This is a genomic window from Pseudomonadota bacterium (assembly GCA_013285445.1).
Lineage (GTDB): Bacteria > Pseudomonadota > Gammaproteobacteria > Xanthomonadales > Wenzhouxiangellaceae > Wenzhouxiangella.
On record CP053448.1, the window covers coordinates 2,277,863 to 2,295,075 of the forward strand.

A 17,213-nucleotide genomic window follows, 5' to 3' on the forward strand; every position below is an offset into this window, starting at 1 on the left:
ATGAAACCACGGCTCGACCCTCCCGACCCCGACGACTTGTCAAGCTGCCCGAGCTCTCCGGCAAGGCCGGGGCTTGTATATTAGAACATGGTGATTGATAATAAAGTAATTGCTTACTTTCTTTCAGATCGCCATGTCGAACCACCAGGCTCCCGCCAAACGCGTTTACCAAAGCACCGAGCAACGCCAATCCGCCACCGTTGAAGCGGTGGTGCACCTGTGCGGCCAGCAGGACCCCTCGACCCTGACCACTGCCCGGATCGCGCGTGAAATCGGGCTGTCCCAGGGCGCCCTGTTCAAGCATTTCCCCAACAAGAACAGCCTGTGGGAATCGGTCGCCGGCTGGGTATCCGAGCAGCTGACCCGGCAAGTCTTCACGGTTGCCGATCAGCACGAGCAAGCCGATCAGGCCCTGGAAGCCATGTTTCTGGCCCACATCGGGTTCATTGCCCGTCACCCGGGCATTCCGCGGCTGATCCTGGGTGAGCTCCAGAAACCTGGCAACCGGCCGGCGAAACGCATGATTCGCCAGGCGCTGGCCGCCTACCGCCAGAAAGTCGTCGCCGTGCTCCATCGGGGCATCGAACAGGGCACCATCGCCTCGACCATCGATACACAAGCCGCCGCCATTCTCTACCTCGGGGCCATCCAGGGGCTGGTGGTTCAGGGCATGGTCGATGGCGACATGCGTGCCCTCGAGCAAACCGCGCCTCGCATCTTCCGGTTGTTCAGCGCCGGTTTCCAGGAGACACCCCATGACGCGAAAGAATAGACTCGTCCTCATCCTGTCGCTGATTGCCGGCATCGCTTTCGTCGCGCTGATGCTGGCATTGAAGCAGCCGCCCGAGCGTACAAGCGACCGAACAACGGCAACCCCCGTCCGAATTGTCGAAGTCGCTCCCCTCACGGTTCGCTCCGAAGCCAGGGGCTTTGGCCAGGTGTTACCGGCCCGAAGCTGGAAAGCCGTGGCCAACGTGGGCGGCCGGATCGTCTGGCGTCATTCGGATCTGGAAAGCGGCAACCTGATCCAGGAAGGCACCCGGCTGCTGCAGATCGACCCGACTCGCTACGAACTGGCTCAAGCCTCGGCGCAGGCCGATATCGCCGGCCTGGAGGCCGAGCTGCGACAGCTCGATCAGGAACAACTAAACACGCGCGAGCTTCTGGCGCTGGAGGAACGTCGGCTTGCCCTGGCACAGCGCGAACTGGAGCGGGCGGAAACCCTGGCCGACCGTGGCTCCCTGTCCGAAACCCGGCGCGATGAACAGCAAAGAGCGACGCTGCAGCAACAGCAGGCCGTGCAGTCGCTGAACAATCAACTCAACCTGATTCCCGTCAGGCGCGACGCACTGAATGCCCGCCTTGCCCGAAGCGAATCAGCCCTGGCCGGCGCCCGGGAGGACCTCGAGGACACCCGCTTCGAGGCGCCCTGGGATCTGCGGGTTCACCAATCCGAAGTCGAAACCGGGCAACAGGTCAGCCCCGGCCAGACCCTGTTCGTGGCCGACGACATCAGCGCAGCGGAAGCCACCATCCAGCTGGAAGTGTCCGCACTTCGCAAGGTGCTGTCCCAGGTCTCGGCCATTCCAGATTCGGCCGGCGAAGGCGCGGATGCGGGGGGCTTTACCGACCTGCACGAACAGCTGCCGCTGGATTCACTGAGCGCCTGGGTGCAGTCGACCAGCGCGCCCGACAGTCGCTGGCCGGGACGTCTGACACGGATCACCAGCAGCCTCGACCCGGTCACGCGCACCGTCCAGGCGGTGGTGACCGTCGACGAGCCCTACCGCCGGGCCAACCCGCCGGCCCGGCCGCCCCTGGTTCGCAATATGTTCGTTCAGGCCACCATCGCCGCGCCCACGCCCGAGCCTGTCATCGTGGTACCGGCCAGCACCGTTCATCAGGGAGCGGTCTACCTGGCCGACGGCGATGACCGTCTCAAACGCCAGCCGGTGACAGTCGCCTGGCAGCAGGGAGAGCTTGCCGTGATCGATCGGGGCCTGGAAGCCGGCGACCGTCTGATACTGGACGATCTGGTACCCGCCATCGAGGGCACGCCCCTGAAGCCCCGACACGACGGCCAGGCCATGAACACGCTGCGCAGGCTGGCCGCCGGAGAAAGCGAATGATCCGCTGGTTTGCCGGGCATCCCACCGCGGGCAACCTGCTGCTGATCCTCATTCTGGCCACGGGCCTGTTTGCCGCGCCCAACCTGACCCGGGAGACATTTCCGGACTACCTGCCGCCGGAAGTCAGCGTCACCATGGAATACCGCGGCGCCACCGCCGCCGACGTGGAGGAAGCCATCTGCCAGCGCCTGGGTGAAGCCCTGCAGCGCGTGGATGACATGGAAGAGGTCTCCTGCACCGCCCGGGACAACCAGGCGCAGACCATCGCGAGCATGGCGCCCCAGGGCGATATGGGCCGGTTCCTGGATGATATCCGCACCGAAATCGAGGCCTTGACCGACCTGCCCGAGCAAGCCGAAGACCCCATCATCCGGGAGCTCTACCGCACCGACCTGGTCGCCGCCATCGCCGTGTATGGCCCGATGAGCTTTGGCCACCTGGAGAGCTACACCAACCAGCTGGAAGACCGCCTGTTCGCCCTGGACGGGGTGGCCGATGTCATCACCGTTGGCCTGTCCCAGCGCCAGTGGCAGATCGAGGTCTCCCGCGATCGACTGCGTCAGTACGGCCTTGGCGTGCAGCAGATTGCCCGCGCCATCGCCAGCCAGAACATCGATATGCCCCTGGGTACGCTGGAGACCGACAGTCGCGACATCCAGCTGCGCTTCGTGGACGAAAGACGATCGCTGCAGGCGCTGGCCGACCTGCCGGTGCTCGGCAGTCCAGGCGGCACCGTACTGAAGCTGGGCGACCTGGCCATCCTGACCCGGATCCATGAACGCGAAGAGGAGCGCCTCGATTTCAACGGCCACCGCGCCATCGTTCTGCAGGTGCACAAAAACCGCCACGACGATGCACTGCGGGTCATGGACGCACTGGAAACCTTCGTCGAGGACGAGAAGGCCCGCCAGCACGGCAACGTGGAACTGAAAATCACCCAGGACATGACATCGATCGTCGAGGATCGCTTGCAGATGCTGGTGGGCAACGGCGTCACCGGCCTGATTCTGGTGGGGCTGGTCATGGCCCTGTTCTTCCGCCCGAGGCTCGCCTTCTGGGCCCTGTTCGGCCTGCCATCGGCTTTCGCCGGCGCGTTCGTGATGATGGCCCTGACCGGGCTTTCGCTGAACATGATCACCCTGGTCGCCCTGCTCATGGCAATCGGTATCGTCATGGACGACTCCGTGGTGATCACCGACAACATCGCCAAGCGGGCATCCGACGGCTGCAGCCCGCTGGAAGCCGCAGCGCAAGGCACCCTGCAGATTCTGCCGGGCGTGATGTCATCGTTTCTGACCACGGCGTCCGTATTCATCCCCCTGGCCTTTCTTTCCGGAGAGCTCGGCTCGGTTCTGGAAGTGTTGCCGGTGGTCTTGATTGCCGCGCTGGCCGCCTCGCTGATCGAAGCCTTCTGGATCCTGCCCCACCACCTCAAGGGCGGTCTCGGCGACAAGCGGAAAAAGGCGCCCTCGCGATTTCGCACGGCCTTCGACAGGGGGTTCGAAAAGCTCCGGGAAAAAGCCGGGCAAGTGGCCGACCGGGCCATTCGCCTGCGCTACGGGGTGCTGGCGGCCATGCTGCTGATCATCCTCGGTTCCGTCGGACTGATGGTCGGCGGTTATGTGCGCATGGAGGCCATGCCGGAAATCGACGGCGACGTCCTGGAAGCCCGACTCCTGATGCCGCAGGGCACGCCGCTGCATCAGACGCAGGCCATTACCGGGCAGATCACGGCGGCCATGCACCGGATCAACGAGGAATTCGCCCCGCAACAGCCTGACGGGCAAGCCCTGGTCAGAAACATCCAGACCCGCTTCAACGAGCATGCCGGGGCCGGCGAAAAAGGCGCCCACGTCGCGACGGTGATGGCCGACCTGCTCACGGCCGAGACCCGGACCGTGGATTTGGCCACCCTGACCGATCGCTGGCACGAGGAAATCGGCGAAATCCCCGGCCTGATCGCGCTCAATATCCAGGAGCCGGGCTTCGGCCCGGCCGGCGTGCCCATCGAAATCCGCCTGCAGGGCACGGATCTCGACGAACTGAAAGCCGCCGCGCGTCATCTCGGTGACAGGATCGCCGCCTATGAAGGCACATTCAACGTACTCGATGATCTTCGCCCCGGGAAACCGCAGCGGATTCTCGCACTCAACGACAGCGCCCTGTCTCTGGGCCTGAACGCCGCGGAAGTCGCCGGCCAGATCCGCACGGGTCTGCTCGGCGACATCGTGGACACGGTACAAATCGGCGACCAGCACATCGAGATCCTGGTGCGCCAGACCAGCGCCGAGCGCAACACCCGCCAGTTCCTGGAAGATACCGTCATCACAACGGACAAGGGCCAGATGGTCCCGCTGGGCGAAGTCGCCTCGATCGTCGAGGACCGGCAGTGGTCCCAGGTCACCCGCATCGACGGTCGCCGCACGGTCACGGTCTCGGCCGACGTCAACGGCCGCAAAGCCAACGCCAACGCCATCGTGACCGACCTCGGCAACCGGGTATTCCCCGAGCTTCGGCAACAGTGGCCCGACATCGACATCCAGACCGAAGGCCAGACCGCCCGGTCGCGGGAAACCGGGCAGTCCATCGCAAGGGGACTGGTGATCGGTCTGCTCGGAATCTTCCTGATCCTGTCTTTCCAGTTCCGGAGCTACCTGGAACCGACCATTGTCATGCTGTCGATCCCGGTCGCCTTCATGGGCGCCGTCTGGGGGCATTTGTTGATGGGCTACAACCTGTCGATGCCATCGCTGATCGGCGCCGCCTCCCTGGCCGGCATCGTGGTCAACAACGCCATTTTGCTCGTGCAGTTCATCAAGCGCTTCCGGGAGCAAGGCATGAGCGCCCGGGAAGCGGCCGGCGCCGCCAGCCGGGCCCGCTTCCGCGCCATCCTGATCACCACCAGCACCACGGTCGCCGGCCTGCTGCCCCTGCTGACCGAAACCAGCACCCAGGCCATGGCCGTCATACCGCTGGTCATCTCAGTGGTCTTCGGGCTGCTGGTATCCACCGTCCTGATCCTGCTCGCCCTACCGGCCCTTTACGCCATCCTCGAGGATCTCGGTTGGGCGAAGGTACCCGATAAGGCCGAATAAGGGGCTTACCGTATCAGTAAGGCGTTTCGCACAACAACGGATTACCGGGCTTGCTTCCCGGCCAAACAAGGCCAGGCTTCTTGACCGTGGCGATCGGAAGATACAAGTGATGCCGATCATCTCTTAATGGGTGGAAACCGTAGTTCCGATAGAACGAACGCGCCGATTCGTTGATAGCGACCACTTCGACGGCATGGATCACTGGAGCGCCCGGCGCATCCACGGCCACGAAGTGCTGACTGATCCCCGCCGCCTCGTTCTGGCGCGCGAAGCGCTGCAGAGTCTCATCGAGCTCTGAGACGCCGCAGTCAAAGGACTTGCGACCATGCCCCTTGCTCGGTTTCTCGATTGACCAGGCGCGATCAGGCACCTCGACGGCGGAATTGGTCGGCAGCGGCCGTGAGCGCCTCGTTGGGTTCGGCATCCGCCGAAATCAGCGCCAGAAAAGCGTCGCGATCGCGCCGGTTGAGCCGTGTCGTGGTGGCCTGATCAACCGCCTCGCGCGCCGCCCCAACCAAATGAGACAGCGCGAACTCCGACAACGACTGGCCGCTGACCACCGCCGCCTGCTCGATCAGGCGCTTGTGCTCACTCTGGAGCCGGAAATCGAGCCAAGCATCGCGTGCGGACGATTCGACGTTCAACGCGGTGGCCATCGGTGCATCTGTGTACAGGCAAGTTCCGTAAATCATGGCGCACCCACAAGCTCCAAACGGTTTTCTGATGGAATCGCGCTGAAACGCATCGCATCACCGCGGGAGCTGCATGAGCCCCTCAAGCCCAACACCTGTCCGGATACACAAGACCGGACAGATCATGTGCCACGAAACCGGGCAAATCTGTTTGTTGCCAACACGCCCGAGCCCCAGGTGCGGGGGCAAGATGATCGTGCCGAAGAAGGCGGTCGCCAGGCGGCTGCGGATACTGGCCTGGCGCTTTTCCTGGGGGACCGGGTCGAACTCGGCATGGCGGAGGGTACGCTGGCATAATCAGGCTTCCGATTCAGTGAAGTGGGTAGCGATGCGACCCTGGCAGATCACAGTGTTGACCGCGATCGTCATTGCAGGGCTGGCATCAGCGTTGGCCTCGCATGAGCCGTTTGAAACCAGGCTGGTGCGCCTGGAAGCGCAGCGGGCCCTGCCTTCGCTTGAATCAATGCTGCAGCACGAGTCGTTGGAGATCAATGCGCTCTTGCTGAACTACGCCTCTGATCAGGCACTGTGGATGAGCGGCTCCCTGGCCATTCTGCGCCACGGAGATGTGGCTCGCGCGGTATTGGTGGAGTTCGGCCTGGAACCGCAGTTCCAGAATGTGCTGGTTCGCTTCGGTGCCGACGCCGTCCTGCCTGTCAGCTACTTTCACAGCCACGATGTGGCCACGCTGCGCGCGCAGCACTGGATCGGCGAGCGCTATGCGCAGCTTGGCCGCTGGTGGCGCGAGGAGGCGGAAGTCACTTCTTCGGAGCTCACCCCTTACCGCCGCGGGCTGATGGGCATTGCCTTGCTTGACGATAGTGGTCACGCGCTGCTCAACCAGTTTATGGTCAGTGAGCAAGGTGAAGTGAAGTGGTTGCAGGGTGAGCGCGTGGTAGCGGGCGTCGGCGACTTCTTTACCAGCGGTCTGCGCAATCTGGAAAGCCAGTGGCGGCGGGGTGACGATGTCGGTGCAGGCGATCTTGGCTGGGCCGGTGTGGACCTGCTCGTGATGGCTACTGCCGTGAAGGTGCTGCGGGCCGGAAAAGCCGCCCGTACGGTCCGGCCGGCCAGCGTTCGAGCGCCGGGCGTTTTGGCGACTGGCGGGCGTTTTGCCGCATTGTCCCGGACGGCCAGGATCGCGGCGGTAGCGGGTGCCGCCTACGTGGTCGTTCGCCACCCCAGCCTGGTGAGCGCGCTTGGCGCCAATCTATCGCACTGGCTAGGCTGGCCGATCTGGATCGGTCAGTTCGTGATCTGGTTGATCGTGTTATTGCCGCTGTTGATTGTTGCGCGTTTTGTCTGTCTTTGGCTGCTTGTACCGCTAATGCCGCTGATTCGACTCTGCAATAAGAGTGCTGACAGAACATTGGCCAAGCGTACCGAAAGCGAAGTTTCACCTACTGCCCTGTAAAAGGAAGTTTTCACCGATGAATGAAGAGACCATTGATCGGCTGGTTGGACACGCGAAAGGGTTTTACGAGATGTCGCTCGCGTATCTGAGCTCGTCGGAGGTACTTTTCCAGTTCGGGATCATCGTCGTCGCCATCATTCCTGCCTGGATTCTTTCCGGCCTGGTCGAAAAGAAGCTCGAAGACGCAGTGCGGCGTATCCACGGAATGCCCGGTCTGCTGCGCGTAATCGTGGCGTTCATGCGCCGACTGCAATGGCTGTTCATCGCTGTTTTCCTCGGCATCGCTCACATTGCGACCCGCATCGGCGGCTGGCCGGAGAGCAACAGTCTGATCTACGGCGCCATGCTGCTTTCCGCTGCCTGGCTCATCATTTCGGCCGTTTCGCGAATCATTCGGCGCAAGAGCTTCGCCAAACTGTTTGCTCTCGTCGTCTGGGTCTATGTGGCAGCGGCGCTGCTTGGCGTTACAGACGATATTCGAGCAATCCTCGAAAGCGCGGTGATCCCGGTTGTGGATATTTCCTTGTGGCGGGTCCTGACCTCGCTGATTGGCGTCGGTATCCTGCTTTGGGTCTCGCTGAAGCTGGGAAATTTGATCGACACTCGCATCCAGAAGGTCGAGGATCTGACTCCGTCGCTTCGGGTGCTGCTCGGCAAGATCACGCGGATCTCGCTGTTGGTCTTCGCCGTTCTCGCAGGAATGCAAATTCTCGATCTCAATCTGACTGCACTGACCGTGCTGTCCGGTGCGATCGGCGTCGGCATCGGTTTCGGATTGCAGAAGGTCGTGTCGAATTTCATTTCCGGCATCATCATTTTGCTGGACGAGTCGATAAAGCCCGGTGACACAATCAGTCTCGGTGACACGTTCGGGTGGGTTCGGGAACTGCGGGCGCGGTTTGTCTCGGTGATCACTCGTGACGGACGTGAGTACCTGATCCCGAACGAAGATTTCATCACCACCGAAGTCGTGAACTGGTCGTTCTCGAACAAGTACGTTCGACTGGACGTGCCGTTCGGTGTTTCCTACAGCTCGGACCCGCACGAGGTGATCAGGCTCGCGACGGAAAGTGCCGCTGCCATTGATCGTGTCGATTCCGAATACCAACGGCCGGTCTGCTGGATGACGGAGTTCGGAGACAGTTCGATCAATTTCCTGCTGCGCTTCTGGATCGACGACCCGCAGGGCGGGCTGACGAACATCCGCGGCACTGTGCTCCTCGCGCTATGGGACACGTTCAAGGAAAACGGCATCAACATCCCGTTCCCGCATCGCGAGGTCATCATGCGCACCCCGGTCACGGTCCAGCAGGGCAAGGAAGACGAGGCTGGATGAGCTACTGGACCGGTATGCTGATTGCCCTGCTGTTTGATCTGCCTTGGGTTTAGGGGAGACTCTGAATCGCCACAGTTTCGCCGAAGGCTCCGTCCTTTTAAGTGATGAAGCCTCCGGCAAGACCGGACAGCTCACGTCTTGGGCACGGATGGGAATTCTCGTGCTCTTGGTACGCGGGAACACCTCAGACATTGCGTCAGGATCAGACGGTTGGATTGGTGCCGGTGGACGGAGTCGAACCGCCGACCCACGCATTACGAATGCGTTGCTCTACCATCTGAGCTACACCGGCGCCGGCAAGCCGGGGATTATACCGATTCTGGCCAGCGTCTGTCATCCAGAAACAGTCGCGACTCAGCCCGTGTTCTGCAGCCCCTGGGCAATGCCGTGGACGCTGTCGATCAGGGCCCGTTCCAGGGCCTCGTCCTTCGAGCCGCCGGCGCGCCAGCGCTCGAGCAACTCGACCTGGGTGAAGCTCATCGGGTCGACGTAGGGGTTTCTCAGCAGGATCGAGCGCTTGAGCGTGGGGTCGCCGTCGAGCAGCCCGTCCTGTCCCCGAATGCGGCAGATCATCTCGCGGGTTCGCTCGAACTCGGCTTCGATGGTCGGGAAATAGCGCTCGCCCAGCTCACCGGCCAGGCGCGCGTAATGGCGCCCGATACCCATGTCAGCCTTCGCCAGGCCCATCTCGGCGTCGGCCAGCAGGTTGGAAAAGAACAGCCATTCGCGCGCCATCTCCTCGACCGAGTCGACACCGATCTCGCTGATTAGCCGCTCCAGTCCGCTGCCCAGGCCGTACCAGCCCGGCAGGCCCTGGCGCGACTGGCCCCAGGCGAACACCCAGGGAATGGCCCGCAGGCCCGAAATCCCGGTCTTTTTCGCGCGCGAGGCCGGGCGCGAGCCGATGCGCAGGCGCTCGATCACGTCGATGGGCGTGGCCAGGCGGAAGTAGTCGCTGAAGCTCTCGTCGCCGTAGACCAGGTCGCGGTAGGCGTTGCGCGAAAGCTCGGCCAGGCGCGCCAGAGCCTGCCGCCAAGGGCCCGTCTCGGTATCGGGGTCGACCTCGACGAAACCGGCCTTGATGACCGCGCCGGTGGTCTGCTCGAGATTTCGCACCGCGATGGTGCGCAGCCCGTACTTGCGATGAATGACTTCGCCCTGCTCGGTCACGCGAAGCCGTCCGCCGACGGAACCGGCCGGCGCCGCCAGCACCGCCCGCGGCGTCTTGCCGCCGCCGCGGCCGACCGTGCCGCCGCGGCCGTGGAAGAAAGTGACCTTCACGCCGTGCCCGTCGAACAGCGCCAGCAGCTTGCGCTGGGCGTCCTGCAGCGACCAGCGCGAGGCGACCATGCCGCCGTCCTTGTTGGAGTCGGAATAGCCGAGCATGATCGTCTGGCGGTTGTCGCGCTCGGCCAGCAGCTCGCGCCACACCTCCAGGCCCAGCAACGCTTTCATGACGCCTTCGGCCGCGATCAGGTCGTCGACGGTTTCGAACAGCGGCACGATGTCGAGGCGGTCCTTCGCCACGCCGGCGGCGCGCGCCATGAACCAGGCGGCCAGAATGTCGTCGGCGTTGCGGCTCATGGAAATGATCAGGGTGGTGATGGCGCGGGCGCCGAATTTTTGGTGGGCGCGGGCCGCCGCGGCGAGGAGTTTGTAGACCGGGCGGGTGGCGCCGGAAGCTCGTCCGTCGGGGACGCGGCCCCGACCTACGGCGTCGGTGAGGTAGCGGGTTCTTTCCTGCGGGTCGCGCTCGGGCCAGTCGGAGTCGTCAATCAGCTCGGCGACGGCTTCGTGCAGGTCGCCGGAGTCGATGCGCAGGTCGAGCGCGGCCAGGTGGAAGCCGAAGATGTCGACGCGGCGCTGCAGCCGCCCGATCGGGAACAGACCGGCGCGCTGGCCCCGGTTTTCCTTCAGGCTGTCAGCAATGCAGGCCAGGTCGGCGGCGAACTCGTCGACGTGACCGTAAGCGGACTCACCATCTTCCAGCGTGGCCTTCAGCCGTGCCTCGACCAGGTAGAGCAGCACGCGGTAGGGCATATCGGCATGACGGGCGGGGATCGATTCGGCCACCTGCGGCATCAGCTTGCGGTAGGCGCTGATGCGCTCGCGCACCGCCTGGTCGATACCGGCACGGCCGTCGGTCTGGCTGAGCAGGCGATTGAGGCGGCGGATCTCCCCGAGATAGTTGCCGACCACCTGGCGGCGCTGTTCGGTCAGGGTCTCCATCACCGTCTCGCCGGTGACGTTGGGGTTGCCGTCCATGTCGCCGCCGACCCAGGAGCCGAAGCGCAGCACCGACGGCAGATCGCCGGGCCACAGGTCCATGCCCCAGGCGCGGCTGGCGGCCTCGGCCAGGTTTTCGTGCAGCACCGGGGCGACGCGGTAGAGCACGTTGGCCAGGTAGTAGTGCGCGTGCTCGGCCTCGTCGGCCACGGTCGGTCGCGAGCGCGACTGCTCTGCCGTCTGCCAGGCGATAGTCTGCTCCATGCGCACCCGATCGACCAGGCGATTGGCCGCGTTTTCCGACAGGCCAGGGTCGAGCCGCTCGACCAGGTAGGTGGCCATGCGCTGCTCCTTCTCCAGGATCGAGCGCCGCGTGGCTTCGGTGGGATGGGCGGTAAAGACCGGCTCGATCAGCAGCTCGCCCAGCCGGGAGCGGACGGTCTCCCAGTCATGTCCCTGGTCGGAAAGCTGCTCGAACACGTCGGCCAGCGAGTCCGGCTGAGCGCCCTCGCCGGCGGCCATGTACTCGCGGCGGCGGCGGATGCGGTGGACCTGTTCGGCCAGGTTGACCATGCGGAACCAGGCGGCGAAGGCACGCACGAAGGCGTCGGCTTGCCCGGCGTCGTCGATGCGGCACTGCGCCAGCAGCGCCGACCCGTCGTCCTCGCCCGTGCGACGGGCGATGGCGGCCGAGCGCGCCGTCTCGACACGCTCGAACAGGCCATCCCCGCACTGCTCGCGCAGCAGTTCCCCGATCATGCCCCCCAGCAGGCTGACGTCGTCGCGCAGCGGGCGGTGTTCGGGCGGGAAATCGATATCCTGACGTTTCATTGAGCGGTTAGCCTGATGAGTTCAAACGTTTGCGACTATGAGTCCTCGCGCAGACGACCTTCCACGTATTTGTGGAGGATGCTGGCAATCAGGGTCTGGTAAGGAATCCCCTCCGCCAGCGCCTTCTTCTGCAAGCCTCTCAAGTCCCTGGAAGAGAGCCGGATATTGATCCGCGCATCCTTCTTGAACATGGCTTCGGCATACTGTCGATGACGAAGCTGGCTGTCCTCGGCATTCGTCGAGCGCTCGAGCTCTCCGTTCTCGAAGGCTTCGTAAATTTCACGCTCTTCTTGATCCAGTCTGCTCATTTTGGATCTCCCAGATAGGTTCTAGTGTACTGTCTGGCACTAATTGCTGATATCAGCGAGTCGCCAAGCGGTCAGCTGCCAGGCGCGCGCTCGCCGGAAGGGTGGTTCCCTTTCAAGAGCGCGCAACGCCGCAGATGGCCGCTTGGCGGCTCGCCCGAAGGGAGCCCCGCAAATGGTCCACAACGGCGTTGCAAGCCTTAAACAGAGCCCCGCTCTGCCCTGCGGCTCGCGCCTTGTTGTGAACCATTTGCGGGACTCTGATACCAGTAATTAGTGCCAGACAGTACACTAAGTCGCCTTTCGGCTCGGGATAATGGTCTTGAGAAAAACCTCGTCCTCCGTCTCAACAAAAGGCACGAGATAGACATAGCCTTCAATCTCGATCACATGAATCTGCTGTCCGGGATAGCGCTCCTGATTCGAATGTTCCAGGGTATCCAGGATGCCTCCAACGGCGATGTGATAAACCACTTCCTCGAAAGAAATTCTTCTTTCGGATTGGAGGAGCTTGTTCTTGTCCGGGTTCCATGTGATCGGTTTCACAGCCTGAATTGCAGCACAATGTGTGCCTTTTGCATTCAGATTCAGGAATAGGCTCTGGCTGCCATAATGTCCACTCAGACTCTCATCAATGGGCAGATCTGTCATGACGCCAACCCACATGAGTACCCCTGCACTGCTGGTCGATGAAGAACGCTTTACGCGCAACGTCGAGCGCCTGAACCGGCACCTCGAGCGCCTGGGCGTTGCGCTGCGCCCGCACCTGAAGACGGTGAAGAACATCGAGCTGGCCCGGCGCATGATCGCCGGGCATCCCGGCGGTGCGGCGGTTTCCACGCTGGCCGAGGCGGACTATTTTTTTGCTGCCGGCATCGATGACCTCCTCTATGCCGTCGGCATCGCGCCGGGCAAGCTCACTGAGGCAGCCAAGCGCCTGGCCGAGGGCATGGAGTTGATCCTGGTCCTTGACCACCCCGAAGCAGCCCGGGCCGTTGCGGCCGCGGCCGCGGAAAATGGAACCGATTTTCAGGTGCTGCTCGAGATCGACGCCGACGGTCATCGTGCCGGATTTCGATCGGATGACCCTGAACTGATCGAAGCCGCCATGATCCTCCACGATGGTGGCGCAACACCGGCTGGTGTGATGGTTCACGCGGGCGGCTCCTACGGCTGCAGGGATCGAGACTGCCTGGTGCGAATGGCCGGTCAGGAACGCGATGCCGCGGTCACTGCGGTCGAGGCGCTTCGTGCGGCCGGATTCGAGGCACCGGTGGTCAGCGTGGGCTCGACGCCGACGGCAATGTTCGCCGAAGACCTCACGGGCGTTACCGAAGTGCGCGCCGGCGTCTACGCCTTCATGGACCTGGTCATGGCCGGCCTGGGCGTGTGCGACATCGATGACATTGCCCTGTCCGTGCTGACCGAGGTGATCGGCCACCGCGGCAAACACGGCCAGGTGATTGTCGATGCCGGCTGGATGGCGCTCTCGCGCGACCGCGGCACGGCGGACCAGGCCCTCGACCACGGCTACGGCCTGGTCTGTGACGAATCCGGTCGCGCCCTGTTACCCGATGTCATCGTTCAAGCCACCAACCAGGAGCACGGCATCCTCGCCCGCAGAGACGGCGAGCCGCTGAATCTCGACGAGTTCCCGATCGGTCGCCGGTTCCGCATCCTGCCCAATCACGCCTGCGCGACTGGCGGGCAGTTCGAGCATTTCTGGATGGTGGATTCACAAGGCTGGCCGGTGGAGCGACTGGCGCGCTGCCGCGGCTGGTGAGCCCATCGCATCGCCCGACCCGCGCAGGCCGGGGTCGCATCCCCGACGGACCCTCATTGCCCCACCCGAGTAGGTCGGGGTCGCATCCCCGACGGACCCTCATTACCCCATCCGAGTAGGTCGGGGTCGCATCCCCGACGGACCCTCATTACCCCATCCGAGTAGGTCGGGGTCGCATCCCCGACGGACCCTCATTACCCCATCCGAGTAGGTCGGGGTCGCATCCCCGACGGACCCTCATTACCCCATCCGAGTAGGTCGGGGTCGCATCCCCGACGGACAACATCTCAACTAGGTTCACACACAACCACGCCAACAACGATCCGCCGCGTCGACCGTCGGGGACGCGGCCCCGGCATCCGCGGTTGTGCGGTTTTTTCGAACGTTCGATGGATATTCCGCCACGCGTGCCGGTTCCACACCTCGTCCGTCGGGGACGCGACCCCGACCTACAGTGAACGCGGGAGTGGCCTCGGCACCGCTCGTCGGGGTGTCATCCCTGACGGTCAGCTAGCCGAAACCGAACAGCGGCGGGAACACCACCACCACGATCGCCGCCCAAACGGCGTAGACCGGCAGGTAGCGGGTCTGCCACTGCTCCAGCGCGGCGAAGCGGCCCCGCCCGCGCACGAAGCGCAGGTAGAGCACCGCCGACCAGGCCAGGTTGACCAGCAGCACGAGATTCAGGCCCAGCCCGGCCACGCGATTGGGCGTGACACCCATTTCGCCGATGCGGTCAACGATCGCCCACAGGGCGACGGCGTCGGCCAGCAGGGCACTGATCACCAGCACCAGCTGGGCATAGTCGAACAGCCCCGGCGGCTTTGCGGCATCCCGCGCCGAGACCGCGTAGAGCAGCAGGCCGAGGACCACGATCAGCAGCAGGTCGAAAGCGATCAGGATCTCGCGCTCGACATCGACGCCGCGTCCGCTGATCAGCAGGGTGGAGAGGAAAACCACCAACAGCAGCGCGAACAGCGGCGTGAACAGGCGGGTGAGCACCGGCGCCATGTTTTCGACCACGCTCTGCTTGGCCTCGACCAGCCAGGCCGCGACCAGCACGCCGCCGAGCGCGCCGCAGGGCAGCAGCCAGGACTCGAACACTGGTTCGATGTCGATGCCGATGGATGAAAACACCATCGCGGTCAGGCCGACCAGCACGCCGCCGCCCAGAGCGATGAGCACGTAGTAGATGAACAGCTCGCCGGTGAACCGGATGAAATCCATGCGTCCGTCGATACCCGACCAGCGCTGGCCGGCGTAGGCCATGCCGACCAGCAGCCACAGCACCACCGGCAGGTGCAGCGTGGTCAGCACCAGGGTGACGTCCTGTTCTTCCATCGGATAGAAATTGGCCGCCAGCAGCGCGATGCCGAAGGCGGCCGCCAGTCGGGCGATCATGCGGTGGTCGAGCGCGCGCTTCCAGACAAAGTAGCCGGCCAGCAGCGGCAGCACGAAGAACCCGATGTTGCGCATGTAGAAGGCGGCGTGCGCGACCATGTCGGCGCCAAACAGCGCGGGCAGCTTGAACAGCACCGCCGCGGCCGCGGCCAGCGAGAAGGCAACAACGGCATCACGCGGGTTCCGGCCCGACAGATCGTCGGCGCCGCCGGGCATGACCATCTGCTTCCACAGCCGCTCGGAGTGCTCGCGGGCAAACTCCCGCGACAGGCCGTCGAGATCGCCCATGCGCTTGACCGCGACCAGGAAGGCCTCGTCGCAATCCAGTCCGGCGGCAATGAGGGCGTCGATCTGCTCGCGCAGGTGGTCTTCGAGCTCGGCGACGTCGACGGGACGGACGGCGCGGCGCCGGCGAAGAAAATCGCGCCACTGGTCGATCCGGTTCTCGAGCCGCCGGCTCGATTCAGGCGTGGTCATGGTTCAGGCTTCCTGTAGCCGATCGGTAAAGGGCCAGATGTCGCGCAGGGTGTCCTCGACCGCCTGCCACTGCCGGCGCTGCTCGACGAGCTGCTCGCGGCCGCTTCTGGTGATTCGGTAGTACTTGCGCCTGCGGCCGGTGTCGGCCACCGCCCAGTGCGCCTCGATGAAACCGTGCTTCTCGAGCCGGTGCAGCACGGGATAGAGCATGCCGTCGGTCCATTCCAGCCGCCCGCCGGAGAGCTCGCGCACGCGCTTGCCGATGGCGTAGCCGTAGCTCTCGCCCTCGGTCAGGATGGCCAGCACCAGCGGGGTGGATGAGGCGGCGATGAGCTCCTTGTTGATTTCCATGGCGGACGGCACCCAGGCCGCGATTTATACATAGCGGAACTATACATAGATCTCCAACGTATAGCAAGATATGTGTTCGTCAATGCTTTACGACCGAAACTGAATGGGGATAATGCCGACATGGACGTGCGCCTGATCGAGATGAGCCTGGCGGTTGACCGAATAGACGGGCTGAGAAACCGCGTGGCCGAACTCGAACCACTCGAGATCGACGCCTTCGCCGATCCCTCCGGCGAGCGCGGCATATTGCGCGTTCTGGTGTGCAAGCGCCAGGTCGAGAACTTCGTCAACCACTTCGAATCGCTGGCCGAGCGCTACGACGATTTCCGGATGACGCTGTACGCGGTCGAGGCCACGCTGCCGGCACCGCCCGAGCCGGATGAAGAAACCGAAACCAGCATCGAAGGCGAGGAAGAGAACCAGGAAGAGGCCGATCGCCTCAGCCGCATCGAGCTTCACGCGCAGGTCGGAAAGAACGCCCGCCTTAATGCCGAATACCTCTGGATGGTCTTCTTTTCCTCGGTGGTCGCCGCCGTCGGGCTGGTTCAGGGCAACGTCGCGGTGATTGTAGGCGCGATGGTCATCGCTCCCCTGCTCGGCCCCAACATGGCGCTGGCGCTGGCGGCCACGCTGGCCGACACCCGCCTGGGTTTCAGAGCGATCAAGACCGGGATGAGCGGGGTGGTGGTGGCCGTGGCGCTCGGCCTGGCTTGCGGGTGGGTATTCGACGCCGACCCGACCCTGCCCGAGATCGCAAGCCGCACCCGCATCAGCGAGCTCGACCTGGTCCTTGCCCTGGCCGCCGGTGGCGCCGGCGCATTGGCGACCACCAGTGGCATCGCCGGGGCGCTGGTCGGCGTGATGGTCGCCGTGGCCCTACTGCCGCCGCTGCTGGTCGCCGCACTGCTGGCCGGGGCCGGCCACTGGAAGGGAGCGGCCGGGGCCGCCCTGCTCTACAGCACCAACATCGCCGCGCTGAACCTCGCTGCGATGGCGGTTTTCCTGAGCCGCGGCATCACGCCGCGCAAGTGGTGGGAAAAGAAACGCGCCCGTCGGTCGGCGACTCTCTTCATGGTGCTCTGGTTCTTGATCCTGGCCGCGCTCGCGGTAGGGTTCATCTACTACAACCTGCGCCTGCCCTCGCCCGGCTGAACCGGCCCGGCTCGGGTCGTC

General features: G+C 64.1%; 13 protein-coding genes, 1 tRNA gene and 1 pseudogene. 7 read left to right on the plus strand and 8 right to left on the minus strand.

Features of this window, described 5'->3' with window-relative positions:
- The first annotated feature begins 133 nt into the window (after window positions 1-133).
- The 3 genes from HND55_10260 to HND55_10270 are packed head-to-tail and all read left to right on the plus strand — an operon-like array spanning window position 134 to window position 5,224.
- Window positions 134-772, plus strand: coding sequence for a TetR/AcrR family transcriptional regulator (locus HND55_10260; GenBank protein QKK02990.1), 639 nt, complete (start codon window positions 134-136; stop codon window positions 770-772).
- Window positions 756-2,129 carry an efflux transporter periplasmic adaptor subunit gene (locus HND55_10265; protein ID QKK02991.1) on the plus strand — a complete coding sequence of 458 codons (1,374 nt, stop codon included), beginning with the start codon at window positions 756-758 and terminating at the stop codon, window positions 2,127-2,129. Before HND55_10260 ends, HND55_10265 begins: the two co-directional genes overlap by 17 nt.
- Window positions 2,126-5,224, plus strand: coding sequence for an efflux RND transporter permease subunit (locus tag HND55_10270; GenBank protein QKK02992.1), 3,099 nt, complete (start codon window positions 2,126-2,128; stop codon window positions 5,222-5,224). Before HND55_10265 ends, HND55_10270 begins: the two co-directional genes overlap by 4 nt.
- A 13-nt stretch (window positions 5,225-5,237) precedes the next feature.
- Here the strand turns inward: HND55_10270 and HND55_10275 are convergent, their stop codons facing one another.
- Window positions 5,238-5,594, minus strand: a complete 357-nt coding sequence (locus tag HND55_10275) for a hypothetical protein (protein ID QKK02993.1) — start codon at window positions 5,592-5,594, stop codon at window positions 5,238-5,240.
- Entirely contained in the window at window positions 5,587-5,880 is a 294-nt protein-coding gene (locus HND55_10280) for a DUF1778 domain-containing protein (protein QKK02994.1), read from the minus strand. Before HND55_10280 ends, HND55_10275 begins: the two co-directional genes overlap by 8 nt.
- Before the next feature lie 364 nt (window positions 5,881-6,244).
- Between HND55_10280 and HND55_10285 the strand changes: the two genes are divergently transcribed.
- Window positions 6,245-7,330, plus strand: coding sequence for a hypothetical protein (locus tag HND55_10285; protein ID QKK04079.1), 1,086 nt, complete (start codon window positions 6,245-6,247; stop codon window positions 7,328-7,330).
- Window positions 7,331-7,350: 20 nt separating this feature from the next.
- Window positions 7,351-8,666, plus strand: a pseudogene (locus HND55_10290) (mechanosensitive ion channel).
- Window positions 8,667-8,882: 216 nt separating this feature from the next.
- Here the strand turns inward: HND55_10290 and HND55_10295 are convergent.
- From HND55_10295 to HND55_10310, 4 genes are all read right to left on the minus strand, one after another.
- Window positions 8,883-8,958: transfer RNA gene (locus HND55_10295), tRNA-Thr, on the minus strand.
- A 62-nt stretch (window positions 8,959-9,020) separates the two neighbouring features.
- Window positions 9,021-11,723 carry a phosphoenolpyruvate carboxylase gene (gene ppc, locus HND55_10300; GenBank protein QKK02995.1) on the minus strand — a complete coding sequence of 901 codons (2,703 nt, stop codon included), beginning with the start codon at window positions 11,721-11,723 and terminating at the stop codon, window positions 9,021-9,023.
- A 35-nt stretch (window positions 11,724-11,758) separates the two neighbouring features.
- Window positions 11,759-12,031: an antitoxin gene (locus HND55_10305; GenBank protein ID QKK02996.1), complete on the minus strand. Its 273-nt coding sequence runs from the start codon at window positions 12,029-12,031 to the stop codon at window positions 11,759-11,761.
- A 288-nt stretch (window positions 12,032-12,319) separates the two neighbouring features.
- Complete coding sequence (locus HND55_10310; protein QKK04080.1) at window positions 12,320-12,574, minus strand: BrnT family toxin; 255 nt, start codon at window positions 12,572-12,574, stop codon at window positions 12,320-12,322.
- Window positions 12,575-12,662: 88 nt separating this feature from the next.
- On the opposite strand from HND55_10310, the gene HND55_10315 reads away from it, so the two are divergent.
- Window positions 12,663-13,811: a DSD1 family PLP-dependent enzyme gene (locus HND55_10315; protein ID QKK02997.1), complete on the plus strand. Its 1,149-nt coding sequence runs from the start codon at window positions 12,663-12,665 to the stop codon at window positions 13,809-13,811.
- A gap of 510 nt (window positions 13,812-14,321) precedes the next feature.
- Here the strand turns inward: HND55_10315 and HND55_10320 are convergent.
- Together HND55_10320 and HND55_10325 are read right to left on the minus strand one after the other, a co-directional pair.
- On the minus strand, window positions 14,322-15,689 hold the full coding sequence (locus HND55_10320; GenBank protein ID QKK02998.1) for a hypothetical protein: 1,368 nt from the start codon (window positions 15,687-15,689) through the stop codon (window positions 14,322-14,324).
- Window positions 15,690-15,692: 3 nt separating this feature from the next.
- On the minus strand, window positions 15,693-16,040 hold the full coding sequence (locus HND55_10325) for a PadR family transcriptional regulator (protein ID QKK02999.1): 348 nt from the start codon (window positions 16,038-16,040) through the stop codon (window positions 15,693-15,695).
- A gap of 120 nt (window positions 16,041-16,160) precedes the next feature.
- Here HND55_10325 and HND55_10330 point away from each other — a divergent pair, with 120 nt between their 5' ends.
- Complete coding sequence (locus HND55_10330; GenBank protein ID QKK03000.1) at window positions 16,161-17,192, plus strand: TIGR00341 family protein; 1,032 nt, start codon at window positions 16,161-16,163, stop codon at window positions 17,190-17,192.
- The last annotated feature ends 21 nt before the right edge of the window (window positions 17,193-17,213 follow it).